This is a genomic window from Sphingobacterium sp. UBA1897 (assembly GCF_002337775.1).
Classification (GTDB): Bacteria; Bacteroidota; Bacteroidia; order Sphingobacteriales; family Sphingobacteriaceae; genus Sphingobacterium; species Sphingobacterium siyangense.
Map to the genome: position 1 here is coordinate 125,731 of NZ_DDGR01000031.1, position 25,786 is coordinate 151,516.

The following is a 25,786-nucleotide window of genomic DNA, read 5'->3' on the forward strand; positions in this document are numbered from 1 at the left end:
GTTTATACCCTGTATTAGAACGAACAGTGATTGGCTTTTGTTTTTATTCTAAGCCAATAATCACCGGATATCTAATAAAAATGGAGTAACTTTGACCAAGGAAAAAATTTAGATATGATTGAAAATAATTTAGAACCAAAAGCAATTTGGAAAAATTTCTCTGCATTGAATGCGGTCCCGAGAGCTTCTAAAAAAGAAGAGCGCGTGATTGCCTTTATGGTAGACTTTGGTAAATCCTTGGGTTTAGAAACAAGCGTTGATGAGATTGGTAATGTGCTCATCAAAAAATCTGCTACTCCGGGAATGGAGGATCGTAAAACGATAGTATTGCAGTCGCATTTGGATATGGTGCACCAAAAAAATAACGATACTGTTTTTGACTTCGATAATGAAGGCATTAAGATGTACGTTGATGGTGATTGGGTAAAAGCTGAGGGTACCACTTTGGGGGCAGATAACGGTCTTGGCGTTGCGACAATCATGTCGATTTTGGAATCATCCATTATTGAACACCCTGCCATTGAAGCTTTGTTTACGATTGATGAAGAGACAGGCATGACGGGAGCTTTAGGTTTAAAAGGCGATGTGCTTTCTGGTGAAATCCTGTTGAATCTGGATACAGAGAATGATACTGAAATCGATATTGGTTGTGCTGGCGGGATTGATGTGACGGCAACACAGTCCTATGTTGCAGAGCCTTGTCCTTTTGATACGTTATCTTTTGAAATTACAGTAAAAGGACTACATGGGGGGCATTCTGGTATGGACATTCATAAAGGTTTTGCCAATGCCAATAAAGTAATGAACCGTTTGCTATTTGGCACGAATGCACATTATGGATTGCGTATTGCTTCTTTATTGGGCGGAAGTCTACGCAATGCAATTCCGAGAGAAAGTGTTGCAAAGGTGGTTATCAGTAAGGATAAAGCAACTGACTTTGTTCATAATTTGACACAATTGGCTCAGGATATTAAATTGGAATTTGCAACGACAGAACCGGCTATGGAAATTGTGGTGAAGCAAACTGATGCTGCTTATGCAACTGTAGTTCCAGTAAACGTGCAGGAAAACCTGATCAACAGCGTTTATGCGGCCTTAAATGGTGTTTATCGTGTGAGCGCCGATTTTGAAGACTTGGTAGAAACCTCCAATAATATTGCTAAAGTAGAAGTAGGTGGGGAAAAGGTTTCCATCAAATGTCTAACCAGATCTTCTGTTGAAACGTCTAAATTTGATTTAGCCCAATCTTTAAAAGCTGCATTTGAACTGGGTGGTTTTACCGTCGGTTTTTCGGGCAATTATCCAGGATGGGCACCTAATCCGAATTCTGAGATTTTAGAAGTGCTCAAATCAATTTATACGAGACAACATGGTGAAGCTCCAGAAGTGGTGGCTTGCCATGCCGGACTTGAGTGCGGTATCTTGGGAACAAACTATCCTGAAATGGATATGATTTCTTTTGGACCAACAATCTTAGGTGCACATTCGCCTGCAGAGCGTGTCTCCATTTCTTCGGTACAGAAGTTTTGGAGTTTTGTGCTCGAAATTCTCAAAGAGATCCCTAAAAAATAAATTTTCAACAAGGGCCTATTGCTGTTTTTTTTTGACGATAGGTCATGAAAGCAAAAAGAGATAGGTCACGGAAACAGAAAGGTATGGTGTAAGCCATACCTTTTTTATTTTCATTAATTTTTCATTTTCCTTGCAAAAAATGAAAAATAACCTTACTTTCAGGATGAAAAAATGATTTAATAGACCAAATTTTATACAAGCTCTCAAATTGAGGGAAAACCTAATAGTGATATAATGACTATAATCCTCATTGTAATCAGCATTTGTTTGCTTATCCTTTGCATAACTTATTTTAAGATCAATGCCTTTCTTGCTTTTTTAGTTGTTTCCTTACTCAGTGGACTTTGTTTGGGTATTCCACCGGCACAGTTGGTGGGGACAGTTGAAAAGGGCGTTGCGGGAGTTATGGGGAGCCTGACTTTAATTATTGTATTGGGCGCAATGTTGGGGAAAATTGTCGCTGAAAGTGGGGCCGCCGAGATTATTGCTGAGCAAATGGTCCGCCTGATGGGAGAACGATATCTTCAGTGGGGGCTTATGTTGACGGGGTTTATCGTTGGAATACCGTTATTTTATGGAATCGGATTTGTCTTATTAGTTCCCTTGATATTTTCTATTTCCTACCGCTATAAGTTGTCGGCAGTATATATTGGATTACCGATGCTGGCAGCCCTGTCTGTAACACATGGCTTTATTCCGCCGCATCCTTCCCCAGTTGCATTAGTTGCCCTGTTTCACGCTGATATGGGACTGACACTTATCTATGGTCTGTTGATCGCCATACCTGCTATTATTTTGGGTGGGCCAATTTTTGGAAGAAGCCTCAAAAATATACGGGCAAGTCAGGAATCAATTTTTAGCGAGAAAGATCGTTCGGAGTCAGCGCAGTATCCGCGCCCGACAGTGGGGGTAAGTCTGGCTGTTGCCTTGCTGCCGGTATTGCTCATTGTCTTATTTACATTGCTTCCTTATTGCTATCATACAACCAATATAGCGCTGCAGCAGGGAGTTAAGTTTATCGGCAACCCTACCGTTGTTATGGTTATTGCGGTCGGTGTAGCAACCTATTTATTAGGATTGAAATTGGGACGATCGATGGCCAATGTGATGACAATCTATGAGTCTGCGGTGAAAGATATTGCCATGATTCTATTGATTATTGCTGGATCGGGAATCTTTAAACAAGTTATGGAGGACAGTGGAGTTAGTCTGTTATTGGCCAATACCCTGCAGCAGCTCCCCATTTCACCTTTACTGTTGGCTTGGTTAATTACAGCTGTTATCAGAGGTTGTGTCGGCTCGGCCACAGTAGCCGCCTTGACAGCCGCTGGTGTTCTGCTACCTATTGTTACAGGGGGAAAAGCGGACCCTAACCTTATGGTATTGGCGATAGGAGCCGGAAGTCTGATGTTCTCCCATGTCAATGATGCCGGATTTTGGCTATTTAAAGAGTACTTTGGCCTAAGCGTAAAGGATACGTTATTTTCCTGGTCGATCATGGAGGTGATTGTTTCCATTGTTGGGCTCCTTGCTGTTTTACTATTGCAATTAATTTTATATTAGCTATTATTTTAAACTTTAAAATCGTTAAAGATGTACAACGCAGACGAACAATTCGAAAAATTAGGTTTGACATTACCTCCAGCACCGGCACCTAAAGGTGTCTATAAACCATACGTCATTGACGGCAAGTATCTGTATCTTTCTGGTCATGGTCCCGTACAAGATGATGCTGCATTAATTATCGGTCGCATTGGAAGTGATATCAGTCCTGAAGAAGGCAAACTTGCAGCGAGACAAGTAGGCCTAACCATGTTGTCGACCATTAAAACCAATTTGGGCTCATTGAACAAAATCAAGCGTGTGATCAAGGTATTGGGTATGGTCAACTGTACCTCGGATTTTCTTTATCATCCAGGTGTAATTAACGGCTGTAGTGAACTATTCGCTGCGGTTTGGGGAGAAGAGAATGGTATTGGAACACGTAGTGCAGTTGGATTTGGATCTTTGCCCGATAATATTCCCGTAGAAATCGAAGCATTATTTGAGTTATACTAATCGGAATTGTATGGAAACTTGGTGCCATATACATGATGTTGATCAGGTCGATTCGCCAGCCTTGCTGGTCTATCCTGATCGCATTGTCAAGAACATAGACCGCGCTTTACATATTGTGCATGGGCGGGCTGATCGATTGCGGCCGCATATCAAAACGAACAAGTGTCGGGAAGTATGCCAACTGATGATGGATAAGGGGATTACAAAGTTTAAGTGTGCAACCATTGCAGAAGCTGAACTATTGGGTGTTATCGGTGCAAAAGATGTTTTGTTGGCATACCAGCCCGTAGGGCCAAAGATAGATCGTTTTTTGAATCTTGTAACCGCCTTTCCGGAGACACATTTTGCCTGTCTTGTGGATCATGTCGATGCAGCACAGGAGATTTCAAAGTGGAGCTTGTCGAAAGGCTTACGCAGCGCTGTTTATCTGGATGTTAATATTGGCATGGGCCGAACAGGATTACCTTTAGAAGGGATTGAGCGTCTCCTTATGGATATCCATCTTTTGGAAGGTATTCAGTTGGTAGGTGTGCATGGTTATGACGGTCATATTCATGACAAAGATTATAAACTTCGCGAAAAGCAATCCCAACATTCGTATAGTATACTCGAAACCGCCTATCTTATGGCGCAGGTATCTACTTCTAAACCTTTGACTAAAGTTATTGGCGGTTCGCCAAGTTTCCCTTTTCATGCTGAACGCAGCGATGTAGAATGCAGTCCCGGAACGTTTGTGTTTTGGGATTTCGGCTATGCCGAAAATTACGCAGAACAAGATTTTATGCTTGCGGCGGTACTTTTGACGCGTGTCGTTTCTATCGTTGATCACAAGCACCTTTGTTTGGACCTGGGGTATAAATCAGTTGCATGTGAATCGCCGCAACCCCGCGTCAAGTTTTTCGATCCCCGTATTGGCGAAATAAAAATGCAGAGTGAAGAACATTTGGTCGTTGAGGTAACAGATAGTGCCCAGTTTAACTTAGGCGATGCGCTGTATGCCGTGCCACGACATATCTGTCCGACAGTAGCTTGTTATGGCGAGCTTCAAGTTGTCAATGAACGGCAGGCAGATCAAATTTGGACTGTTTATGCGCGAAATAAAAAAATAAATTATTGATATGTACGAATTTGAAATGCCATTTTTGGTCGATGCACATTTGGATTTGAGTATGAATGCCATGGAATGGAATCGGGATCTTCGATTGCCGATTACTGAACTGAACCGTAGGGAAAAGGGGATGGATGACAAACCCGATCGGGCTAAGGCAACAGTCACTTTTGACGAATTGCGTCGTGGTCATATTGGTTTGGTTGTTGCCACTCAAATCGCTCGATTCGTAAAACCCGAAAGTTCTTTACCAGGCTGGTACTCACCGGAACAGGCATGGGCGCAAACACAGGGTCAGCTTGCATGGTATAAAGCAATGGAAGCCGATGGCCAAATGAAAATGATCTGTACAAAAACTGATCTGGACCAGCATTTGGCGCTCTGGTCAGAGGGGGGCGATCATGCCGATAAGCCAATCGGGTACCTGCTGAGTCTGGAAGGTGCCGATTCCATTGTGGATATCAGCTATCTCGAAACAGCTTATAACTATGGTTTAAGAGCGATTGGACCAGCACATTACGGGCCAGGTAGATATGCCAATGGAACAGATTCATCCGGCAAGCTTAATGAGCAGGGAATAAGGTTGTTGCAGGAAATGGAGCGATTGAGGATGATATTGGACGCGACACACCTAAATGATGATGCTTTTTGGGATGCTGTACAACGTTATCAGGGTGCGATTTGGGCCAGTCACAATAATTGCCGCAAGTTTGTGGACCATAATAGGCAGTTCAGTGATGAAATGATTAAGACACTTGTGGAGAAAAAAGCAGTGATCGGTGTAGCGCTCGATGCTTGGATGATGGTACCGAATTGGGTCCGCGGTGTATCCGACCCTAAAACAAGCAATTGCTCCATGGATATCATGGCCAACAATATTGATCATATTTGTCAATTGGCAGGAAATGTAGATCATGTTGGCGTGGGGAGCGATTTAGACGGAGCATTTGGCCGTGAGCAGTGTCCTTATGATCTGGAAACGATTGCTGATATCCAAAAAGTATTTGGTATCCTGTCAAAAAGAGGGTATGATAACACGGATCTTGAAAAGATTGCCAGCAAGAACTGGCTTAATTTTATGCGAAATGCATTGCCAGAATCTTAAGAAAAGATAATCGAATCTTAAGAAAAGAAATGGAGACATCCTTGAGCACAAATAGGTCAATAACCTACCCAGATGATAGCATGTCTTGAAGAGCAAATAGTTAACTAATAGCGAAGCCGATTAAACGAATCAAAACAAACACCTCCAACACCAATTAATAGATGAAACCAGTATTACGCGTGCAATTGTCCCTGATGATGTTTTTAGAGTATTTTATCAAAGGGGCTTGGTTTGTAACTTTGGGAACATACCTCATTAAATCGCTCAATGCCTCGGGTATGGAGGTCGCAAATATTTTTGCGACACAATCCCTTGGTGCTGTATTTGCTCCTTTTTTTGTGGGTTTTGTCGCCGACAGGTATTTTAATGCCGAGCGGGTACTTTCAGCATTACATCTCATTGGAGCTGCACTACTTTACGGGATGTCGCAAGCACCGGATGCGACACATTTTTATCCCTATGTATTTGTCTATTTTATGGCTTACATGTCTTCGCTATCCTTATCCAATGGGATCGCATTCCGGCATATTGAAGACGCGAAGAAGTATTTTCCGGGGGTACGCGTGTGGGGGACGATCGGTTGGATCTGTTCGGGACTTGTGATCAGTTATTTGTTCCGTTGGGATGCGCCCGAATCGATACAGGCAGGTGCTCTGCATAATACCTTTATTATGGGCGCGGTTTGTTCGTTATTATTGGCGGTCTTCAGTCTAGCATTGCCAAAAACACCACCACAGGTGAAGCTTAGAGATGAAAAGTTTGATTTTGGAAAGGCAATCGGTTTGGATGCATTGAAGCTTTTAAAACAGCGGAGTTTTCTGATTTTTTTTGTAACAGCAATTGTCATCTGTATTCCCATTTCGTTCTATTATCAAAATGCGAACCCATTTTTGGTCAACGCCGGAATACCCAATCCCACAGCAAAAATGGCATTGGGGCAATTTTCCGAAGCCATCTGCTTGTTGTTGATTCCATTTTTCTTTAGACGCTTGGGGTATAAAAAGATGATTTTACTGGGCATTGCGGCCTGGGCACTCCGTTATTTGTTTTTTGCTTACGGCGACGGACAGGAACGGTCATTCTTATTGCTGTTCGGAATTTTATTGCATGGCATCTGCTATGATTTTATGTTCGTAGTGGGTCAGATCTATACCGATCGAATTGCTGGTGAAAAATACAAAGCTTCTGCACAGGGTCTTATTACCATCGCGATGTATGGTGTAGGTATGCTGATCGGATTTTGGGTTGCCGGTGCTGTTTCAGATTACCTAAAAACAGCTTATGCTGCTCAATTTTGGGAATATCTTTGGTTTATTCCAGCAGGTATTTCTGGTTTTTGTCTTGTGCTATTTGCCCTGTTTTTTAAAGAGGAGAAAGCGGTGCCGGATATGAAAGCTAGCTAAAGATGCGCTACGTTCAATTAAAGGCAGAACGTTCATAAAAAACGATAACATGGAGCATCTTTGATGGGAAGGTGCTCCATGTCTTGAAAATGTTGATTAGATCATATTGAACCATTCCTGGTATTTTTCACCGATAAAGGGGAGTGGTTTCCGCTCTCCGGAAAATGCGGATATTAATCCTAATATAAGAGCAATAAGTAGGAGCAATCCAACAATACTAATGGCAATTCCGCCAATACCTGGAACAAAACGTAACAGTCCCAACGCCATTCCTGTTACTGAAATTCCTATACTTTGTCGGATATGGAATTGCGCTAAAGCAGTCTTTTCCTTGTTGTTCATAATGATGGCAGCAACAAGGCCGATGATGGTTAAGTAAGAAATAATAGCAATTGTTTTTCCGTCACTTGACGTAGCCTTCTGAATAGGGGTTCTCTCCATGATCCTTTAATGTAAAATGTTTGACTTAAATATTTAAGTCAAATTTAGGAGAGATATCCCTTACATCCTTTAGCTGAATTCAGGGATATTTTAATTATCCTTCGACACTTTCGAGTAATTGCTTTTCATGGAGTTCAAAATATTCACCTCTTTTCTCCATCAATTCAGCATGTGTACCCTGTTCCACAATTTCTCCTTGATCCATCACCAATATATGGTCTGCATTCTTGATTGTCGAGATGCGATGGGCAATAAAAATACAGGTCTTGCCTTTCATGATGCGGCTTAGCGAACGGAGAATTGTTTCTTCTGTTTTTGTATCCACGGCTGAAAGACAGTCATCAAAAATCAATACTTTGGGTTCCTTAATTAAAGCGCGTGCGATGGAAACCCGTTGTTTTTGTCCACCGGAGAGGGTGATACCACGTTCCCCAACGGCGGTTTCAAATCCATCTTCAAAAGCTATAATGTTGTCGTATACAGCGGCATCTTTGGCGGCCTGTTCCACTTGTTCCTGTGTAAAGTGATCTAAACCAAAGCCTATATTATTTGCAATGGTATCTGAAAATAGGAAAACATCTTGTGGGACAAATCCAACTTGTTGGCGCAAACTTTTGAAATCAAGGTTTTTAATTTCAAGACTATCATAATGAATACTTCCTTTGTCGATATCATACATCCGAAGGAGTAAGTTGGCCAGCGTAGATTTTCCGGATCCTGTTTTTCCGATAATAGCAAGTGTTTTGCCGACCGGAATTTGGAACGATATATTTTTAATCGCCTGAATACCTGTTTCTGGATAGGTAAAGGAGATTCCATCAACCCTGATTTCACCCGCTAGTTCTTTGGTAGCTGTTCCGTTAACAATTGGAGATTCAGTATGGAGAAATTCGTTGATGCGTTTTTGTGAGGCTGCAGCACGTTGTACCAATGAGGTAACCCAAGCCAAAGACATGGCAGGGAAAGTCAACTGGTTGACATAGATGATAAACTCAGCAATATTTCCGGCAGTGACTGTTCCTTTGGCAACTTCAATTCCACCAATATAAATGGTGATTACCGTGCTGAGCCCAATAAGCAATAGAATAAGCGGAAAGAAAACAGCCTGCACTTTGACGAGATCAAGAGCCGTATTACGGTAAATGGTACTTTCCTTCTCAAATTCCTGCATTTTATTTTGTTCTCTGGTATAAGTCTTGATGACGCGGATACCTGCAAAAGTTTCCTGCACAAAAGAAGAAAGGTTCGCCAGTTGTTTCTGTATTTTTAAGCTACGCTTGTTAATAATCTTATTGACAAATAAAATAATAACCGATAGAACCGGTATTGGCGCCAATGCATAGGTCGCCAACCGTCCGTTGACGCTATACATCGCATAGATGACCATGATCGATAAAACTACGGTATTGATCGCATACATGATGGCGGGTCCGAGGTAGTTACGTACCTGATTGACATCTTCGGTGGCTCGGCTCATGAGATCTCCGGTATTGTTCTTCCGAAAGAAACCGAAGTTTAAATCTTGGTAATGATTATAGATCTCATTTTTGAGGTCGTATTCAATATAACGCGACGTTAAAATGATCGTCTGACGCATAAAGAATAAAAATATGCCCCGCAACAGCGAAAGTAGGAGAACGACGAAACCAAAAAACAGGAGACTGGTGCCAAAAACCTGGTAGATGAGTTCCTGTCTGTCGAAACCATCAAATAGACGGTATAGATAGATGTTTTCCTGTACCAAATCAAATGCTTCGCGGATTACCTTTGCAGGCAATACCCCGAAATAGTTGGAGATGATAACAAAAATAACCCCTGGAATCAGTTTCCAGCGGTATTTATAAAAGTACTTATTTAAGTAGGCGAGGTCCTTCATATTACGAATACAAAAGTAGGACTAATTCATCAAAATGCTTTACGATTTGAGTGAATTTACTGTCATTCGGAAATCAAATGTTAAGTCTTGGATAAAAAAAGTTGTTATGCACAACGAATAATTTTCCTACTTTTGCATCAAGTACCTTAAAAAATTAAAACAAATTAGAGTAGTACATTTTATGTCAACATCTCAAAATTCTATTTTTGAATTGATGAGCCAGTCTGGCCATCAAAACTTATTTTTCTGTAATGATGAATTAGTGGGCTTGAAAGCTATCGTTGCGATCCATGACACAACCTTAGGGCCTGCGATAGGAGGGGTTCGTATGTTACCATACGAAAGTACAGAAGAAGCTATTGAGGATGCTTTACGTTTATCCAAGGCCATTACGTATAAATCAGCCATCACTGGATTGAATTTAGGCGGTGGTAGTGCTGTTATTATTGGGAATAGCCGTTTGGACAAATCTGAGGTTTTATTGCGCCGTTTGGGCCAGTTTATTGAAGGATTGAATGGTAATTTCATTGCTTCTTTGGATGTAGGTACCACACAACGCGATTTAGAACATATTTATACCGAAACTGACCATGTTGCAGGTTTACCAAAAGCAATTCATGGCAGTGGCGTTGGTGATCCTTCGATCTTCGCTGCTCAAGGTGTTTATTTCGGTATAAAAGCATGCTTAAAGGAATTATACGGATCGGAAAATGTTGCTGGTAAAAAAGTAATTGTACATGGAGTAGGTGGTGTTGGTGAGCGTTTAATTGCGATGTTGCGTGAAGAGAATGCGCGTGTATATGTAAGCGATATTACGGAAGAAAAAATGCTAAAAGTAGCGGCTAAGTACAAAGCTGAACCAATACCTTACGGTGAAGTATTCGATCACGAATTTGATGTATATTCTCCCTGTGCATTAGGTGGTACCGTAAATCCAGAATCGGCACAGAAAATGCAATGCAAAATTATTGCTGGTTCTGCCAATAATCAATTGAAAGATGAACTTGTTACAAGTTCTATCCTTCATGAAAGAGGTATATTATACGCTCCTGACTATTTGATCAACGCTGGTGCATTAATCGGCTGTTATTCAGAAATTCAAAATTATGGCGTAGATCACACTGAATTTGTGATCAAAAATATTTATAATGCGACTAGAGACGTGTTAAAAAAATCAAAAGAAGAGAATATCTCTACTTTTGAAGCGGCTAATCGCATCGCGGAGAAGCGTATCCAAGATATTAAAAAAATCAAGAGATAGTCTTCATCCCAAAATCGTTCTTATTTATTATTTTATAAAAAATCGTTCTTTAAAATTACTATGTTAAACAGGAGACACCTGAGGGTAAAAGTAGTGCAAACGCTTTATGCGTACAGTCTTTCGGAAGATAAAGACATCAAAACATTTGAAAAAGCACTATTAAAAAATGTGGATGAAGTTTATGAGATGTATATGTGGACACTGAATCTTTTAGATGAAGTATCTGATTATGTCTTAATAGATGCAGAGGGTAGGGCCAATAAGTTTTTACCAACTGAAAAAGACTTGTCTTTAACGACCAAGTTAAGTACAAACACTTTTATTGAGTCATTGAGACAAAATCCACAATATGGAGAAGGTGTCAAAAAGTATAAGATTTCCTGGAGCTTTGACCCGGAGATCGTACGTACTGTATTTTTGCAGTTAAAGGATTCTGAAGCTTATTTGGAGTACTTGCAACAAGAAGATCGTTCGATCGGTACGGAAAAAGATATCATCAAGCATATCTTTAAAAAGATCATCTTGAAATCGCCGGTTATAGAGCAGGTTTTTGAAGAAAAATTCATCAACTGGCCGGTAGATAAAGAAGTATTGCAAGCTTTGATTGCGAAGACTTTTAAGAATTTTAGTTCTGAAGATCCACGTAAAAATAAACTTGCAGAGATTACGCAAAACTGGAATGATGATAGCGACTATGTCATTGCATTGTTGGGTAAAACTATCCGCAATACAAATGAGTATCAAAAGCTTATCTCTGAGAAAACGAAGAATTGGGAATCAGATCGTATTGCCTTAATGGATACATTATTGATGCGTATGGCTATATGTGAATTGGTTAATTTTCCATCTATTCCAGTGAAAGTGACAATAAATGAGTATATTGAAATTTCTAAGGTATTCAGTACATTGAAAAGTAATACATTTATCAATGGTATCTTGGATAAAATACTGAACGATCTGAACCAACAAGGAAGAATCCAGAAGGCAGGTCGTGGTTTAAGAGATTAAAACCAAACGCATAAATAATTTATACGAATGAAAAACTTTGGCAAATATTCGGTTTTAGCTTTGTCGGCAGTACTTTTATTTTCTTGTGGAAATGCACAAAAAGGAAAAGAAGAAGGAGCCACGACAGCGACTGAAACAGCAGCTGCGGATAGCCTTTCTAAGGCAGCAGCACAATTGGGAAAAGTAGAATTTGAAGAGTCTGCATTTGATTTCGGTCAGGTAAAAGAAGGCGCACAGGTAAAACATACCTTTGTGTTGAAAAATTCTGGTGATGCACCTGTTATTATCTCGAAAGTAACTGCTTCATGTGGTTGTACACAACCTGAGTTTTCGAAAAGCCCTATTTTGCCAGGTGGAAAATCTGAGATCCATGTAACTTTCAATAGTGAAGGACAGGTTGGTAAACAGCAGAAGATCATTACGATTCAATCGAATGCTTCCAATGGCTTAACAACGGTGCAGCTAAAAGGTGAAGTATTAGCAAAATAACACATTATTAAACGATATAATAGAAGATGAACACAGTATTATTACAAGCAGCGGGAGGCAATTTGATGAGTTTTTTACCAATGGTTTTGATTATCGTGGTATTTTATTTCTTCATGATCAGACCGCAAATGAAGAAGCAAAAAGATCACAAAAAATATATTGAAGAACTTGGTGTGAACTCTAAGGTTGTTACAACAGCTGGTATTCATGGCCGTATTGTAGAAGTATCAGACACTACTTTCTTAGTCGATGTAGGTTCGGGTGTAAAAATCCGTTTTGATAAATCAGCAATTGCTTTAGATGCTTCTAAAGCTGCTAACAATACGGAGAAGAGTGCTTCATAAGCTTTTTCCTGAAAGAAATGAAAGCCAGTTTTTGTAGAAAACTGGCTTTTTTTATTATGTTCCCGGTAAAACGATTACGCTGGGGAACGAATCCCGAATATAAAAAAGGTGCACTGGTATCCCTGATTTTTGATAACATAAAATAATATTTTGGTAGCAATTTTATAATTTCGTCTTACGAGATTTAGTCTAAAATGTATCCCTATTCGAATTAGTATAGTGAATATTTTGTATATTTAGACATCGGAGGTTATTATGACATCATTAGAATTGAAAGAAGAACGCAGAAAATTAAATCAAGCAGCGAAACAGGCTTCTGAAATTGCGAATAAGGAGAACCGGGCTTTAGATTTATCGATCCAGATCATTGAGGGCGGATATGTTGTTGAAAAACGTGTAGACGGAAGTCGTCAGATTATTAAAAAAATAGATCGGATAAAGAGTAAAGTTAAATTAAAAAAAGGTATTGTTTTATGCCTAGGGCCAAAAGATTGAGGGTATTTGCCGGTCCAAATGGTTCGGGTAAATCAACTTTATATAAGCAAATCAGTAGCCAGTTTAATACTGGCTATTTTGTTAATTCAGACGAAATTGAACAGGATATTAGTAAAGCTGGATTTATAAATCTTAATAGGTTTGGATTAAAACTTACTCAGGAAGACTTGGATCAATTTCTAGGCAGGGATCAATCTATAAGCCTATTACGGAAGGCCGAAGAGTCAGGACACCCTATATCTATTGCTATCCGTGAAAATATGATCGTAGATAAGTCTAGAGATACTCATAGTTATGAAGCGTCACTTATTACCTCTTTTATACGGTATCATTTACTCGAAAATGGTATCAGCTACTCATTTGAGACTGTTATGAGTCATCCATCTAAATTGGATGAAATTGATGAAGCAAGTGAAAGAAAATATAGGACGTATTTTTATTTTGTTTGCTTGGATGATCCATTGATTAATATTTCTCGGGTTGAAATTAGAAAAGAGAAGGGGGGGCATGGTGTGCCAAAAGATAAAATAGTCGAAAGATACTATCGTACACTGACCAATTTATTGCCAGCGATAAGAGCTAGTGAAAAAGCTTATCTATTTGACAACTCTGGTGAAACAATGGTTCTGATAGCAGAAGTATTGCGTGGAGGGGTTACTGTTTTATTGCCGGAAAATAAGCTTCCAAATTGGTTTATTCAATACGTTGTTAATAAAATTGACGAATAAGCTTTTTCCTGAAAGAAATGAAAGCCAGTTTTCGTAGAAAACTGGCTTTTTTTATGCTGTTAATAGAAAGCCCAGGCAAGAGCGTTCATATAAATTGTTAGCATAACAAAGCTTTAGATTACTCCACAATAAATGGAATTCGAAAAACCGCCATCTAAGGTATCCCATATTGCGACATAGACATGGAAATCAGTGATTTTTCGCTTTAACCGGTCAAATTGAACGGAACAAGATCCATCACTTACAGGTGCGATAGAAGTTCTTAAATGGGATTCATTAAAAGGGTCCAATAATACCAGGTTGATTTTATATACGCTATCACTATAGTGATCATCTGCTTCCCAGCTCAGGTCGATTACATCATTGTTGATACTGACTTGGCAGTTGGATAATGGGGTTAGCGGACCAGAAAATAGAAGCAGTCGTTCTGGATTAACAAAAGGGTTATTCTCTGCGTCTATTTCGATGGCCTCTTTAAAAATATGCCGTTGTGCCAATTGGAATGCACCTACGCGACTTCCTTTTTCCGCTAAAAACTGGTAACCAAATTCAAGAAGCCGCTTATTATGGCCGGCAAACTTACCGGCTACTTGCTGTTTTTTTCTGTTTAAGAGCTCCGCCGCACTTGGTGGGGAGCTGCGTTTTCGTTTTGGGCCGCGCACCACATTTTGATCCTTCAACATGTAGGCACTCACCGATCCAAATTTACCAATAATAGGTCCATTCGGACCGTTTTGTAAAATTGCCATAGCTATTCCTCTTTTAGTTTATAATTCTTGTATTGAGCTTATTGTCAATTTACTACTATTTTCTTAATTAATTTAGTAGTAACACTATTTTTACAGGGTATTAACAAGGGGTTATCAGGGGTCAATACCCTGTTATACCCCTGTTAACCCCCTGTAATACCCCCGTTAACCCCCTGTAAATATAAAACGTAATAGTTATCAAATACAATCGTTTTTGCGATGTTGTTTTTCATTTGTTTTTAGGATTTGATCCACTGATGGAAAACGCAGGTACTGGAGGGGCCTTGTTTCGAAATCTATATCGTGACTTTATTAAGGAAAGTTATGATCTGCTCGGAATAGAGCAGATCGCTGAGGTTCACCATGAGTTTGCGCAGATTGCATTATTGTGGACATCCCTGGCGGAATTGTTTGGTCAAATTGCGGAGACAGCCAGTTTTGATGATGTGCAGCAGGCATCAGAAATTTTCAGAACCCTTGCCACAAAAGAGAAAAATGCAATGGAAATATTGCTGTCTTTAAGATGAAATGCAGATAAGAACACAGATTTTTACGCAAATTGATTAAGTTTGTATCATGGCGAATGCAGTTCGAATAAATAAGACCCAACGGCGTAAGATTAATGTCTTCGTGCGTTGTGTTGGAATTTCGTTGTTAGCTTGGTTATTGTTTTCGATCTCCAATCAATATACTGTTTCCGTCAAGGCGGCGATTGAATATGTCAATCTTCCCGAGAAACGCGCATTTCACCCCCAGCAATCCGATACGGTAAAAGTGAAGCTGGAGATGACAGGATGGCAATTCCTGTTTTCCAAAGCTGCATTGGAAACCCCAAAGGTTCAGGTGGACCTAAGCTCGTTAAAAACCAAAGACTGGATTGTTTTTTCCAACCAATTGGGCTTTATCAACCGACAGTTTCCACATGAACAACGCGTGGTGTCAGTTAGCCCAGATACCTTGTTTTTTGATTTTTCCAAACAGACCCAGCGTAAGGTGCCTGTAAAACCCCTTGCAAATATCGGATTTAAACGTGGCTACGGTTTTATCGCTGATACCAAAGTTACACCAGCTTATGTGACAATCACCGGACCTTACGAGGATGTTTCGGCTATCGAGTATTGGGAAACGGATACCGTTAGGGGGAAAGAAGTCGAAACCGACGTTCGGACCGTGGCCAACCTGGCACGTAACCAAAAAGCGAATATCAATGTTTATCCGACTTCGGTCGAGGTGCTCATGCCTGTAGGTGAATTGACAGAGAAAATAATCGAGTTGCCCGTAAAAGTGGAGAATGGCCAACGTTATAGCTCGGTCAGGCTTAGTCCGAGCAAAGTTGTCGTCACGGTGTTGATGTCTGTCAAAGATTATAATAACTATACATCGCGAGATTTTGAAGCGGTGGTGGATTTGTCCGATTGGGAGAAAAACGAGGTGCAATATCTGCCTATTTTGTTGACCAAGGTACCGGACTATTGTAAGGTAATTAGCGTTGTGCCTCAAAACGTGGACTTTTTTGTACGTAAATAACAATATTTTCATGAAGATTGGAATAACAGGTGGAATTGGATCCGGTAAAACATTTATCTGTCAGCTTTTTAAAGCCATGGCTGTACCTGTTTATAATGCTGATGATGAGGCGAAGGAATTGATGAATACCGATTTGCGAATCAAAGCACGCTTGATTGCGGAGTTCGGCGAAGAGACCTATAAGGATGGGAAACTGAATCGGGCTTTTTTGGCTGAACAAATATTCTCCGACAAGGCGAAGCTCGAACTTGTGAACAGCATTGTACACCCCATCGTTATTCAGGCGGCAAAGGACTGGGCTGAACAGCAAAAGTCCCGTTATTCACTCAAAGAGGCTGCTTTGCTTTTTGAAAGTGGGTCCTACAAGGATCTTGATTATACCATACTGGTTACTGCGCCTTTACCCATACGCGTTAAACGTGTCATGGAACGTGATGCTGTTACTGAGGAACAGGTCATGGAGCGAATTAATAAGCAACTATCTGACGAAGAAAAATTAAAATTGGCAGACTTCGTCATCATTAATGATGGAACCACTCCGCTATTACCGCAGGTGTGGACTTTGCATCAAAAGTTTCTAAAATAATATGATGTCTACACTATTGGCTGACTTCTTAGTCAGAAAGCCAGAAGGCTATTACTGCCGTTATGGTGATTTTTTTATTGATGCCAGCAATCCCGTTATGCACAATGTCGTATCTCATGCCCATGGCGATCATGCCAGTTCAGGACACGACTATGTGTATGCCACACATGCGACTTCAGTTTTTATGACTTATCGGTATAAACAAAATCGCAAAGATTCTTATCAGGTCAAATTGTTTAATAGTCCCTTTAAAATAGGTGCAGTCGAAATCACATTTTTACCAGCAGGTCATATACTGGGTTCAGCACAGATTCTAATGGAATATCGGGGGGTACGTTACTTGTACACCGGCGATTACAAGTTACAAGCTGATGATACCTGTGAGCCGATCAAAGTGCAGCAGGCTGATGTCCTCATTACGGAAAGTACCTTTGCAAATCCGGATATCAGCCATCCCGATCCGGCGGAGGAGATAAAAAAACTTGATGGACATGCCAGTAATATCTTATTAGGTACTTATGTGTTGGGCAAGGCGCAGCGAATTACTGATTTGATCAACAGGTACTGCCCGGATCGAAAAGTGCTTGTGCATAGTGGAATATTGCCTTACCATCGCCTTTATGATCAACACGGGCTGAAGAAATTAGACTACGAGCCCTACAACAGAAAAGAAATGAAACAGGGCGAACAGAACAAAGTTTACTTGGTACCGCCGATGACCTTCAATAGTTATTTTAGGGCGACCAAAGTATTACGTGCATTTGCCTCAGGCTGGAAACGTTTACAGGTACAGAATGATATCGAGCTGTATATTTCTGATCATGTGGACTGGAATGACATTCTTCAGTACATTAAGATGGTAAATCCCAAAGAAGTTTGGACACTACACGGTGACGGAAGCATTTTAAAACGTTATTTCAACGAAAAATTGATCGTGCGTGATGTGCTTTCTGCATAAGTAAGTTGTGTCGATAACTCCGCTGGTAAACACGGCGGAGTTCACTATTTCATATTGACAATTTTGTCAACGATATAAACCGTGTTTCCGCGCCAGGGAAGCACACCGTGATATTCTTTGTAGCGCAGATCGAAGTATTTTCCACTATTTAGCTCCAACTGACGGAATATTGAATCATCTTCAATAGAAAATTCAAATTGATTGCTGGCGATACCACCCGTTTTGATACTTCCAAATCCCTCCTGGATGAGCTTGCCTTCGTAGGTCTTGAAAATATTGCCCTTTTTTACAGCATAATTAAGATAGCCGGATTTTACACCTTCACCGAATACATAGTAATACTTCCAGTAAACATAGGAACCAGCCCCCACAAGGAGGAAAAGGATCAGCAAGAGTAAGAACTTCTTAAATCCGGATTTTTTCGGTTTTTGTTCGGGTAAATTTTCCATCATGTGTGCTAATTAAAACCATTTAATGCAGTGACTAGGACTATGCGCCGGAACGATGATTTTTCTGTCCAACGGATAGTTTCACCTAAAGATAAATAATTAACAGCATAATGACGAATGCATTATACCTAGATTAACGCTTGGTTAGCCGAGTGATTGTCGTTTTGTGCTGTATTACTAATTCTATTAGTTATTTGTCGGTTTTCTTAGTCTATAATGCTAATTTTTGTAAATTTGGATCATGGGTCCCGAACAGGTACATCGCAAGATTATTCATTTGGATATGGATGCATTTTATGCCTCTGTAGATCAGCGTGATTTTCCCGAATATCGGGGAAAAGCGATTGCAGTAGGTGGTTCCCCGGATGGGAGGGGAGTCGTTGCAACGGCCAGCTACGAAGCGCGAAAGTTTGGCGTCAAATCTGCTATGAGCTCCCGAAAAGCTCTCCAGTTGTGCCCCCATATTATCTTTACCTATCCTCGCTTCGATGTTTATCGCCAGGTTTCATACCAAATTCGGGAGATTTTTCTCCGTTATACGGATTTAATTGAACCGCTTTCCTTGGATGAGGCTTTTTTGGATGTGACCATAGACAAACAGGGTATTGGTTCGGCTATTGATATCGCCAAAGCCATTAAAGAGGCTATCCAAGAAGAGTTGAATCTGACCGTTTCTGCTGGTGTTTCCGTCAATAAATTTGTTGCAAAGATTGCTTCGGATATGGACAAGCCCAACGGCTTAACATTTATAGGTCCTTCGAAAATTGTCAAGTTCATGGAGTCATTGCCCGTGGATAAGTTTTTTGGCGTAGGAAAAGTAACCGCGAAAAAAATGCATGAACTGGGGCTTTTTACTGGGCTCGATTTAAAAAAACAACGCGAGGAGGATTTGGTGCGCTGGTTTGGAAAGACTGGGCACTTTTTTTACCGTATCGTACGCGGGATCGACGACCGTCCTGTTGTCCCCAATCGCAGCAGTAAATCGGTCGGGATTGAGGATACTTTTGGCGAGGATGTAGAAGCATTTGAAGAATTAAATACCATTTTGCAACGGCTCTGCAAACAGTTGTGGACACGCATCGGGAAAAAGGAAATCTCTGGAAGAACCTTAACCATAAAAATTAAATATGCCGATTTTGTTCAGTTGACACGTAGTATAACCTTAGAAAATAGTTTTGATTCGGAAGACAAAATTTACGCCACTGCCCATAGTTTGTTGAGTAAGGTTGAGCTGGTGAACAAAGTAAGGTTGTTGGGTGTTTCGATATCAAATTTTGTGGAAGAAGCTGATTTTCCAAAGGAAGGTATACAGCTAACACTTTTCGAGCATCGTCCTTAGCAAGGAATCATCCGGCTTAATCAAGTCTTTGCTAAGCCATATGGTACGCGCAATCTGAATTAAGCTTGTTACAGGCAAAATCGTCGTTATTTGTCACAATTCTTTATCTTAGCCAAAATAATTAATAAACATATCTAATAAACATATCCAAAAATTAATGAATACGGTTTCAAGAGTACTCTTAGGTGCGTCTATCGTTTTTTTAGTGCATGAGGTTGGTTTTGCACAAAAGAAATTGGATTTTGCACAGTCCTGGGGGCAAAAGCCATCGTTGACAGTTCGCACGAATCAGTATCCTGGCTGGGCAGACGGGACAGCTTATCTGGAAAATGATGTAAATGATGGTCGTTTATATCAGGTTAACATTAAATCAGGTCACAGAAGCATTTATACAGTTCCTCCTAAAGAAGGGACGGTTGTCTATGTCGAAAACAATGATATCTTCCTGAAAAGTACAGATGGTGTAGCCAAGAAGTTGACCAACTCTCCTGATGTTGCTGAACAGAATCCGACCTTATCGCCGGATGGTAAATATGTTGCCTTTACCCGCAAAAGCAATTTGTATAGCGTGGACGTGACTTCGGGAAAGGAAATGCAATATACAAATGATGGTACCGACGTTATTTATAATGGTTGGTCATCTTGGGTATATTACGAGGAAATTCTTGGGCGTCCAACAAAATACAAAGCTTTTTGGTGGTCTCCGGACAGCCGTAAAATCGCCTTCATGCGTTTCGATGATACCAAGGTTCCTATGTTTCCGATTTATTCGTCCAAAGGCCAGCATGGTTACCTGGAGGAGACAAGATACCCCAAAGCTGGAGACCCAAATCCGGAAGTGAAGGTGGGTATCGTTCATCTCGATGGGGGGAACGTTACCTGGGCTGATTTCAACGAAAAAGATGATCAGTATTTTGGGCAGCCTTACTGGGCCTTTGATAGCAAAAATTTGATGGTGCAGTGGATGAACAGGGATCAGAACAATTTGAAGTTTTATCAAGTGGATCCGAATTCTGGTTCTAAAAAAGAAATCTACGACGAGCGTCAGGCTTCATGGATCAATTTGGATCACGATGAGCGTATCACCTATCTTGCGGACAACAAATATTATATCTTAAAATCGGATAAGACGGGCTGGGCGCATTACTACCTCTATAAATTGGACGGAACATTGGTCAATCCAATTACTTCCGGCGAATGGCAGGTAACCGAATTAAAACGGATTGATGAAAAAAATAAGGTGATTTATTTTACCGCACGTAAAGAAAATTCGGCACGTTTTGATTTATACCGCGTGGATTATTCGGGTAAAAATTTAAAACGTCTGACTTTCGGAGAATACTCACACGATGTCAATGTATCGCCTGATGGCAAGTATTTTATTACCAAATACTCCAATGTGAGTACACCCGATCGGTTTGCTTTGTTGGATAACCAAGGTAAAGTCGTCCGTCAGTTAGCAGATAGTAAAGCGGCTGATTTTGCTTCGTATACGTATGGTAAAACCGAATACTTACATCTTAAATCAGATGATGGTTTGTTCGATCTTCCATTGACAATTACTTATCCGACAAATTTCGATAAATCAAAAGTTTACCCTGTTGTTTTCAGTATCTATGGTGGTCCTGATGCTGGAACGGTAAAAGATACCTGGAAAGGAACGAATAATCAATATTGGGCTAATGAAGGAATTATTCAAGTCTCTGCAGATCACCGGGCATCTGGTCATTTTGGTAAACAAGGTGTTGCTTATATGCACCGCAATCTTGGTCACTGGGAGATTATTGATTATTCAACGATTGTTAAATGGTTAAAATCGCAACCTTGGGTAGCTAAAAACAAAGTGCTTATCACCGGGCATAGCTACGGAGGTTATATGACTTGTTTAGCGATGACGAAGGCCGCAGATGTATTTGATTTTGGTATTGCCGGTGCTCCAGTAACCTCATGGGATCTGTACGATAGCCATTATACTGAAAGATGGATGGATACGCCTCAAGACAATCCTGAAGGCTATAAAGCTGGTTCTGTGTTAACCTATGCAAATAACTATAAAGGCGTTTTGCGTATTATGCATGGCGATATGGATGATAATGTTCATTTACAGAATACAATCCAACTTGTTGATAAATTGACAGATCGAAGTGTTCCTTTTGAGTTGATGATCTATCCGGGAAGCCGTCATGGATTTGACCGTTCGAAAAGTAAATATGATTCTAATGAGCGTGCGCGTTTCTACTATCAATACTTATTGGAGAAGCCGCTTCCCAAAGAATTTAAATAGGCATAGTTCGATATACCCTATAGAATCCCCTGTCCATTCGGATAGGGGATTTTTTTTTATGTTAAATATTATAAAAAAAATGATTTTTATGGGAGTGTAAATTGTTGAAAATTAAAAAATATGGCATCTTTGTAGAAGTTTATTCAAAGAAAAAATGATTCAATTCCTAAAGGAAAGTACTTTTGCTGTTAATGAGGTTTTTAATAAGTCATGGGAGTTGCTGAAAAGACATTATTTTTCAGTGGCAGGGCTTTGTTTTTTACTGTTCGTGACCTCCGGACTCTCTAATTATCTCGCGACCACCATCAGTGATTTCAATGTGGTATTGAGTGGTTTTATGGCATTTTTTTTCATGGTGATGTATTTCGGATTGAATATGACTTTATTTAAGTATATCTTAAGTCTGATTGATGGAAATCATGATAAGAAATTGATCCAATGCATCCCTAGTTCTAAGGAGCTCGCCTATTTTTTTGGCGCAATGTTAAGTATAATGGTGCTCTCCATAGCACTCCTGATGATTTTAGGAGCCATTTCTTTACCATTTCTTTATCTATTTGAAAATGGTGACAATCGGATGGAGTTGATGAGCAACTTTACGATGTTTGTTGTTTTTGTCGCGGCAATATTGACTTTCATCTTGATTATTAGAGTGGCATTTTATCCATTTTTCATTATTGATAAACACGCGGGCACATTGAGGTCATTACGCTTCAGTTTTGCACTGACAAAGGGCAATGTATTCAAACTATTATTGATTTTGGCTGTATTTGCTTTTTTTCAGTTATTGCAGATGTATTTTAATTATTTAGAATATTACATAATTTTTATTATTTTGAACCTCGTGAGTTCTTTCTTGGTGGTACCTTTGGCTAGTATTGTTGTTTCGGTCGCTTACCGATCCATGATGGCGGATTACCATGGGGGAGAGGATCCAAAGATTTTAAATAATATATTTTAATTAATAGCAAAGGTTTTGAGTAAAAAAGGAATTGCCATTTTAGGGGCAACGGGAAGTATAGGTACACAAGCCTTGGATGTGATTAGAGCCTTTCCTACTAAATTTGAAGCAATCGTTCTGACCTGTGGTAGCAATGCCACATTGTTGGTTAAACAGGCCTTGGAGTTTAAGCCCAAAGCGGTTGTTGTAACAGATTCCCTTCAGTACAGTTATGTGCAGGATGCTTTAAAAGGACATGATATCGCTGTTCTTTTGGGAGAAGCAGGATTGGTTGAAGTGGTGCAGTACGAAGAAGTAGATGTTGTTTTGAATGCGATCGTTGGATCTGCGGGATTAAAACCCACTGTTAAAGCAATTCAATCGAAAAAAGATATTGCGCTGGCCAATAAGGAGACGCTGGTTGTAGCCGGTGAGCTGATTATGGCTTTAGTGAAAGAATATGGTGTACGCATGCTTCCTGTAGATTCGGAGCATTCGGCGATTTTCCAGTGTTTGGCTGGCGAGGAGCATAATCCAATCGAGAAAATATATATCACAGCTTCCGGAGGACCCTTTCGTGGTAAAAAGAGAGCAGATCTTCTCGCAGTGAGTAAGGCTGAAGCCTTGAAACATCCCAATTGGTCGATGGGTGCCAAAATTACGATTGACTCAGCATCCTTGATGAATAAAGGGCTAGAAGTGATTGAAGCAAAATGGCTCTTCAATCTGTCAATAGATCAGGTCGATGTGATTGTACATCCCCAATCTATTGTACATTCGCTGGTTCAGTTTCAGGATGGTTCCATGAAGGCCCAAATGGGGGTTCCTGATATGAAATTGCCAATCCAGTATGCACTGACCTATCCGGCACGTTTTGAAAACAGTTTTGAGCGATTTAATTTCATGGACTATCCAACGCTCAGTTTTGAAAAAGCAGATATGGAAACTTTTCGAAATTTGGCACTTGCCTATGAGAGCCTTCGTGCCGGCGGAAATAGAAGCTGTGTATTAAATGCAGCCAATGAAGTTGTTGTGGATGCTTTCCTGAAAGATCAAGTTGGTTTTTTGGAGATGAGTGATATTATTGAACAGACATTAGATAAAGTAGAATTCATTACGACACCAACGCTGGATGATTATCTGGAGACGGATCGTGTCGCAAGATTAATAACGAAGGAAATAATCAAAGATTAAATTTTAAAAAGCATACATGGGTGTTTTAATTATGGTCGGACAAGTGATTTTAGGCTTGTCAATTTTAATTGTTCTACATGAGTTAGGACATTTCTTAGCAGCACGTGCATTTGGTATCAAGGTGGAAAAATTTTATCTGTTCTTTGATGCCTGGGGAGTGAAATTATTTAAATTCAATTATAAAGGATGTGAATATGGTATTGGCTGGTTGCCTTTAGGTGGTTATGTCAAGATTGCGGGTATGATCGATGAATCGATGGATACTGAGCAATTAAAGGGTGAGCCACAACCTTGGGAATTTAGATCAAAACCAGCTTGGCAACGTTTAATCGTTATGCTTGGGGGGATTATTGTCAATATTGTGGTCGGCGTTGTTGTCTTTTGGATGCTGACTTTTAAAATGGGCAATACAGATATCAAAATGGATCAGCTGGTAAACGGTATTGTTCCGGGATCCATTGGTGAATCCATTGGTTTGAAAGCTGGCGATAAAGTGATTTCAATAGACGGGCACCGTATCGAAAATTACTCGGAGTTGATCAGTTCTAAAGTATTGATGGGCGGAGTGGCACTTACAGTTGAGCGCAATGGTGCAACAACAGAAGTAAAAGTTCCAGCCGATTTATTGAACACGCTTTCAGATAAGAAAGGGGAAAAGTTCATCGAGCCACGTGTTAAAACAACAAGTGTTGCTGAAGTATCACCTGGATCGGCAGCAAGTAAAATGGGTTTTGTGAAAGGCGACAGCATTATTGCGGTGAATGAGGTACAGGTTCCTTTCTTCGACGAGTTTAAAGCACAAATAAAAGCGAATATCAATAAAGCTGTAGCGATTAAAGTTTTACGCAAAGGAACTGAAGTTTCATTGCAAGGGAATGTTCCTGCGGATGCCATGCTGGGAATAGGCATTAATCGTGATTATTCCATCAAATCTTTTACAACGCAATATAGCTTGATGGAGGCATTTCCAATCGGCGCTAAAAAAGCATTTACCGTGATTACGGACAACGCCAAAGGATTTGGCAAGATTTTCAAAGGGGAGGTACGTGCCGATAAAGCATTATCTGGTCCTATTGGAATTGCGACCCTGTTCGGCACAGAAGTGGACTGGATCCGTTTTTGGTCCTTAGTAGGGATGTTGTCTATGGCATTGGCATTTATGAACCTATTGCCTATTCCAGCTTTGGATGGCGGTCACGTATTGTTCTTGTTGGTTGAAATGATACAAGGTAAGCCATTGAGCGAAAAATTCCTGGAGAAAGCACAAATGGTCGGTTTCTTTATTTTATTGGCTTTAATGGTCTTTATATTCGGAAACGATATTTTTAAGCTATTTAAATAAATTCAATTGGTCAAACAGCCAATATGCTGATGGCCTACATCCCATAAAAAAAGGCTTAAAGCCAATCATGGTCGGAAGAAATTCCGACCATTTTTTATGGTAAGGAGGTATTGAATAAAATAGCCTGCAGTTCGGTTTATACCATTCATCTACGCTATTGGGTTTCATTTGCTTTCATTGTACCTGTTCCAAAATACGAGACGAAGGTTTTTCTAACAATAAATTGTTTATTTATATTGCATTTAAAAAACAATTTTTCTAAGTTTGACCATGGATGGAAGAAATAGAGCAGATGTAAAGCCAGGCATGTTGGTGAATATAATCTTAAAAAAGGACCAACGTACAGGAAATTTAACAGAAGGCATTGTGAAAGACTTGCTGACATCATCCTCATATCATTCGAGGGGAATTAAAGTCAGGTTGACGGATGGCCAAGTAGGAAGAGTGGCTGAAATTATTGAAGATGATTTTTAAGGTATAGGCTACCGATCTTTATTTCTCTTTACTTAATCTTTTCTAACGGTATTGAC

At 40.1% G+C, this 25,786-nt stretch carries 26 protein-coding genes; 22 read left to right on the forward strand and 4 right to left on the reverse strand.

The window, feature by feature from the left end:
- Positions 1–114: 114 nt before the first annotated feature.
- From B4N43_RS21220 to B4N43_RS21245, 6 genes are all read left to right on the forward strand, one after another.
- Entirely contained in the window at positions 115–1,572 is a 1,458-nt protein-coding gene (locus B4N43_RS21220) for an aminoacyl-histidine dipeptidase (protein WP_286736122.1), read from the forward strand.
- 234 nt (positions 1,573–1,806) lie between these two features.
- Positions 1,807–3,135 carry a gluconate:H+ symporter gene (locus B4N43_RS21225; RefSeq protein ID WP_286736123.1) on the forward strand — a complete coding sequence of 443 codons (1,329 nt, stop codon included), beginning with the start codon at positions 1,807–1,809 and terminating at the stop codon, positions 3,133–3,135.
- A gap of 30 nt (positions 3,136–3,165) precedes the next feature.
- Positions 3,166–3,630, forward strand: coding sequence for a RidA family protein (locus B4N43_RS21230; protein WP_075993294.1), 465 nt, complete (start codon positions 3,166–3,168; stop codon positions 3,628–3,630).
- A 10-nt stretch (positions 3,631–3,640) separates the two neighbouring features.
- Positions 3,641–4,747 carry a D-TA family PLP-dependent enzyme gene (locus B4N43_RS21235; RefSeq protein WP_286736124.1) on the forward strand — a complete coding sequence of 369 codons (1,107 nt, stop codon included), beginning with the start codon at positions 3,641–3,643 and terminating at the stop codon, positions 4,745–4,747.
- Position 4,748: 1 nt separating this feature from the next.
- The gene (locus B4N43_RS21240) at positions 4,749–5,843 is read left to right on the forward strand and encodes a dipeptidase (protein ID WP_286736125.1); all 1,095 of its coding nucleotides are present in this window, start codon (positions 4,749–4,751) and stop codon (positions 5,841–5,843) included.
- A 161-nt stretch (positions 5,844–6,004) separates the two neighbouring features.
- Positions 6,005–7,246 (forward strand): MFS transporter, encoded by a 1,242-nt coding sequence (locus B4N43_RS21245; protein WP_182984084.1) that lies wholly within the window; start codon positions 6,005–6,007, stop codon positions 7,244–7,246.
- A gap of 96 nt (positions 7,247–7,342) precedes the next feature.
- On the opposite strand, the gene B4N43_RS21250 is transcribed toward B4N43_RS21245, so the two are convergent.
- Positions 7,343–7,687 carry a hypothetical protein gene (locus B4N43_RS21250; RefSeq protein WP_088162145.1) on the reverse strand — a complete coding sequence of 115 codons (345 nt, stop codon included), beginning with the start codon at positions 7,685–7,687 and terminating at the stop codon, positions 7,343–7,345.
- 94 nt (positions 7,688–7,781) lie between these two features.
- Complete coding sequence (locus tag B4N43_RS21255; RefSeq protein ID WP_286736126.1) at positions 7,782–9,563, reverse strand: ABC transporter ATP-binding protein; 1,782 nt, start codon at positions 9,561–9,563, stop codon at positions 7,782–7,784.
- A 181-nt stretch (positions 9,564–9,744) separates the two neighbouring features.
- On the opposite strand from B4N43_RS21255, the gene B4N43_RS21260 reads away from it, so the two are divergent.
- From B4N43_RS21260 to B4N43_RS21285, 6 genes are all read left to right on the forward strand, one after another.
- Positions 9,745–10,824 (forward strand): Glu/Leu/Phe/Val family dehydrogenase, encoded by a 1,080-nt coding sequence (locus B4N43_RS21260; protein WP_088162143.1) that lies wholly within the window; start codon positions 9,745–9,747, stop codon positions 10,822–10,824.
- 60 nt (positions 10,825–10,884) lie between these two features.
- Positions 10,885–11,832, forward strand: coding sequence for a transcription antitermination factor NusB (nusB, locus tag B4N43_RS21265; RefSeq protein WP_070565546.1), 948 nt, complete (start codon positions 10,885–10,887; stop codon positions 11,830–11,832).
- A 27-nt stretch (positions 11,833–11,859) separates the two neighbouring features.
- Complete coding sequence (locus tag B4N43_RS21270; protein ID WP_145327040.1) at positions 11,860–12,321, forward strand: DUF1573 domain-containing protein; 462 nt, start codon at positions 11,860–11,862, stop codon at positions 12,319–12,321.
- Positions 12,322–12,347: 26 nt separating this feature from the next.
- Positions 12,348–12,665: a preprotein translocase subunit YajC gene (yajC, locus tag B4N43_RS21275; RefSeq protein WP_120332688.1), complete on the forward strand. Its 318-nt coding sequence runs from the start codon at positions 12,348–12,350 to the stop codon at positions 12,663–12,665.
- Positions 12,666–12,920: 255 nt separating this feature from the next.
- Positions 12,921–13,160, forward strand: coding sequence for a hypothetical protein (locus tag B4N43_RS21280; RefSeq protein WP_088162140.1), 240 nt, complete (start codon positions 12,921–12,923; stop codon positions 13,158–13,160).
- Positions 13,139–13,888: a hypothetical protein gene (locus tag B4N43_RS21285; RefSeq protein WP_286736129.1), complete on the forward strand. Its 750-nt coding sequence runs from the start codon at positions 13,139–13,141 to the stop codon at positions 13,886–13,888. The genes B4N43_RS21280 and B4N43_RS21285 overlap by 22 nt, the downstream gene beginning before the upstream one ends.
- A gap of 113 nt (positions 13,889–14,001) precedes the next feature.
- Here the strand turns inward: B4N43_RS21285 and B4N43_RS21290 are convergent, their stop codons facing one another.
- A complete protein-coding gene (locus B4N43_RS21290) occupies positions 14,002–14,637 on the reverse strand; it encodes a hypothetical protein (protein WP_145327042.1) in 636 nt (211 codons plus the stop codon).
- Between the two features lie 257 nt (positions 14,638–14,894).
- On the opposite strand from B4N43_RS21290, the gene B4N43_RS21295 reads away from it, so the two are divergent.
- From B4N43_RS21295 to B4N43_RS21310, 4 genes are read left to right on the forward strand one after another with little or no spacing between them, the layout of a single operon-like run.
- Positions 14,895–15,164, forward strand: coding sequence for a DUF4872 domain-containing protein (locus B4N43_RS21295; RefSeq protein WP_286736131.1), 270 nt, complete (start codon positions 14,895–14,897; stop codon positions 15,162–15,164).
- A gap of 49 nt (positions 15,165–15,213) precedes the next feature.
- Positions 15,214–16,164 carry a hypothetical protein gene (locus B4N43_RS21300; protein ID WP_120332691.1) on the forward strand — a complete coding sequence of 317 codons (951 nt, stop codon included), beginning with the start codon at positions 15,214–15,216 and terminating at the stop codon, positions 16,162–16,164.
- Between the two features lie 10 nt (positions 16,165–16,174).
- Complete coding sequence (gene coaE / locus B4N43_RS21305) at positions 16,175–16,750, forward strand: dephospho-CoA kinase (RefSeq protein WP_286736132.1); 576 nt, start codon at positions 16,175–16,177, stop codon at positions 16,748–16,750.
- A 1-nt stretch (position 16,751) separates the two neighbouring features.
- Positions 16,752–17,708 (forward strand): exonuclease, encoded by a 957-nt coding sequence (locus B4N43_RS21310; RefSeq protein WP_312352506.1) that lies wholly within the window; start codon positions 16,752–16,754, stop codon positions 17,706–17,708.
- 44 nt (positions 17,709–17,752) lie between these two features.
- On the opposite strand, the gene B4N43_RS21315 is transcribed toward B4N43_RS21310, so the two are convergent.
- On the reverse strand, positions 17,753–18,160 hold the full coding sequence (locus B4N43_RS21315; RefSeq protein ID WP_075993279.1) for a hypothetical protein: 408 nt from the start codon (positions 18,158–18,160) through the stop codon (positions 17,753–17,755).
- A 238-nt stretch (positions 18,161–18,398) separates the two neighbouring features.
- On the opposite strand from B4N43_RS21315, the gene dinB reads away from it, so the two are divergent.
- From dinB to B4N43_RS21345, 6 genes are all read left to right on the forward strand, one after another.
- Positions 18,399–19,496 (forward strand): DNA polymerase IV, encoded by a 1,098-nt coding sequence (dinB, locus tag B4N43_RS21320; protein WP_286736133.1) that lies wholly within the window; start codon positions 18,399–18,401, stop codon positions 19,494–19,496.
- Positions 19,497–19,653: 157 nt separating this feature from the next.
- Complete coding sequence (locus tag B4N43_RS21325) at positions 19,654–21,780, forward strand: S9 family peptidase (RefSeq protein WP_088162132.1); 2,127 nt, start codon at positions 19,654–19,656, stop codon at positions 21,778–21,780.
- Between the two features lie 154 nt (positions 21,781–21,934).
- The gene (locus tag B4N43_RS21330) at positions 21,935–22,741 is read left to right on the forward strand and encodes a beta-carotene 15,15'-monooxygenase (RefSeq protein ID WP_145327046.1); all 807 of its coding nucleotides are present in this window, start codon (positions 21,935–21,937) and stop codon (positions 22,739–22,741) included.
- Between the two features lie 15 nt (positions 22,742–22,756).
- Positions 22,757–23,914 (forward strand): 1-deoxy-D-xylulose-5-phosphate reductoisomerase, encoded by a 1,158-nt coding sequence (locus tag B4N43_RS21335; protein ID WP_286736134.1) that lies wholly within the window; start codon positions 22,757–22,759, stop codon positions 23,912–23,914.
- 16 nt (positions 23,915–23,930) lie between these two features.
- Entirely contained in the window at positions 23,931–25,256 is a 1,326-nt protein-coding gene (rseP, locus tag B4N43_RS21340) for an RIP metalloprotease RseP (protein ID WP_088162129.1), read from the forward strand.
- Between the two features lie 270 nt (positions 25,257–25,526).
- Positions 25,527–25,730, forward strand: coding sequence for a YwbE family protein (locus B4N43_RS21345; RefSeq protein WP_046674525.1), 204 nt, complete (start codon positions 25,527–25,529; stop codon positions 25,728–25,730).
- Positions 25,731–25,786 lie beyond the last annotated feature (56 nt).

Excerpts from the sequence above, each read along its gene's own strand:
- B4N43_RS21220 (WP_286736122.1), top strand. The coding sequence starts at position 115 with ATGATTGAAAATAATTTAGAACCAAAAGCAATTTGGAAAAATTTCTCT.
- B4N43_RS21225 (WP_286736123.1), top strand. The coding sequence starts at position 1,807 with ATGACTATAATCCTCATTGTAATCAGCATTTGTTTGCTTATCCTTTGC.
- B4N43_RS21230 (WP_075993294.1), top strand. The coding sequence starts at position 3,166 with ATGTACAACGCAGACGAACAATTCGAAAAATTAGGTTTGACATTACCT.
- B4N43_RS21235 (WP_286736124.1), top strand. The coding sequence starts at position 3,641 with ATGGAAACTTGGTGCCATATACATGATGTTGATCAGGTCGATTCGCCA.
- B4N43_RS21240 (WP_286736125.1), top strand. The coding sequence starts at position 4,749 with ATGTACGAATTTGAAATGCCATTTTTGGTCGATGCACATTTGGATTTG.
- B4N43_RS21245 (WP_182984084.1), top strand. The coding sequence starts at position 6,005 with ATGAAACCAGTATTACGCGTGCAATTGTCCCTGATGATGTTTTTAGAG.
- B4N43_RS21250 (WP_088162145.1), bottom strand. The coding sequence starts at position 7,687 with ATGGAGAGAACCCCTATTCAGAAGGCTACGTCAAGTGACGGAAAAACA.
- B4N43_RS21255 (WP_286736126.1), bottom strand. The coding sequence starts at position 9,563 with ATGAAGGACCTCGCCTACTTAAATAAGTACTTTTATAAATACCGCTGG.
- B4N43_RS21260 (WP_088162143.1), top strand. The coding sequence starts at position 9,745 with ATGTCAACATCTCAAAATTCTATTTTTGAATTGATGAGCCAGTCTGGC.
- nusB (WP_070565546.1), top strand. The coding sequence starts at position 10,885 with ATGTTAAACAGGAGACACCTGAGGGTAAAAGTAGTGCAAACGCTTTAT.
- B4N43_RS21270 (WP_145327040.1), top strand. The coding sequence starts at position 11,860 with ATGAAAAACTTTGGCAAATATTCGGTTTTAGCTTTGTCGGCAGTACTT.
- yajC (WP_120332688.1), top strand. The coding sequence starts at position 12,348 with ATGAACACAGTATTATTACAAGCAGCGGGAGGCAATTTGATGAGTTTT.
- B4N43_RS21280 (WP_088162140.1), top strand. The coding sequence starts at position 12,921 with ATGACATCATTAGAATTGAAAGAAGAACGCAGAAAATTAAATCAAGCA.
- B4N43_RS21285 (WP_286736129.1), top strand. The coding sequence starts at position 13,139 with ATGCCTAGGGCCAAAAGATTGAGGGTATTTGCCGGTCCAAATGGTTCG.
- B4N43_RS21290 (WP_145327042.1), bottom strand. The coding sequence starts at position 14,637 with ATGGCAATTTTACAAAACGGTCCGAATGGACCTATTATTGGTAAATTT.
- B4N43_RS21295 (WP_286736131.1), top strand. The coding sequence starts at position 14,895 with ATGGAAAACGCAGGTACTGGAGGGGCCTTGTTTCGAAATCTATATCGT.
- B4N43_RS21300 (WP_120332691.1), top strand. The coding sequence starts at position 15,214 with ATGGCGAATGCAGTTCGAATAAATAAGACCCAACGGCGTAAGATTAAT.
- coaE (WP_286736132.1), top strand. The coding sequence starts at position 16,175 with ATGAAGATTGGAATAACAGGTGGAATTGGATCCGGTAAAACATTTATC.
- B4N43_RS21310 (WP_312352506.1), top strand. The coding sequence starts at position 16,752 with ATGATGTCTACACTATTGGCTGACTTCTTAGTCAGAAAGCCAGAAGGC.
- B4N43_RS21315 (WP_075993279.1), bottom strand. The coding sequence starts at position 18,160 with ATGATGGAAAATTTACCCGAACAAAAACCGAAAAAATCCGGATTTAAG.
- dinB (WP_286736133.1), top strand. The coding sequence starts at position 18,399 with ATGGGTCCCGAACAGGTACATCGCAAGATTATTCATTTGGATATGGAT.
- B4N43_RS21325 (WP_088162132.1), top strand. The coding sequence starts at position 19,654 with ATGAATACGGTTTCAAGAGTACTCTTAGGTGCGTCTATCGTTTTTTTA.
- B4N43_RS21330 (WP_145327046.1), top strand. The coding sequence starts at position 21,935 with ATGATTCAATTCCTAAAGGAAAGTACTTTTGCTGTTAATGAGGTTTTT.
- rseP (WP_088162129.1), top strand. The coding sequence starts at position 23,931 with ATGGGTGTTTTAATTATGGTCGGACAAGTGATTTTAGGCTTGTCAATT.
- B4N43_RS21345 (WP_046674525.1), top strand. The coding sequence starts at position 25,527 with ATGGATGGAAGAAATAGAGCAGATGTAAAGCCAGGCATGTTGGTGAAT.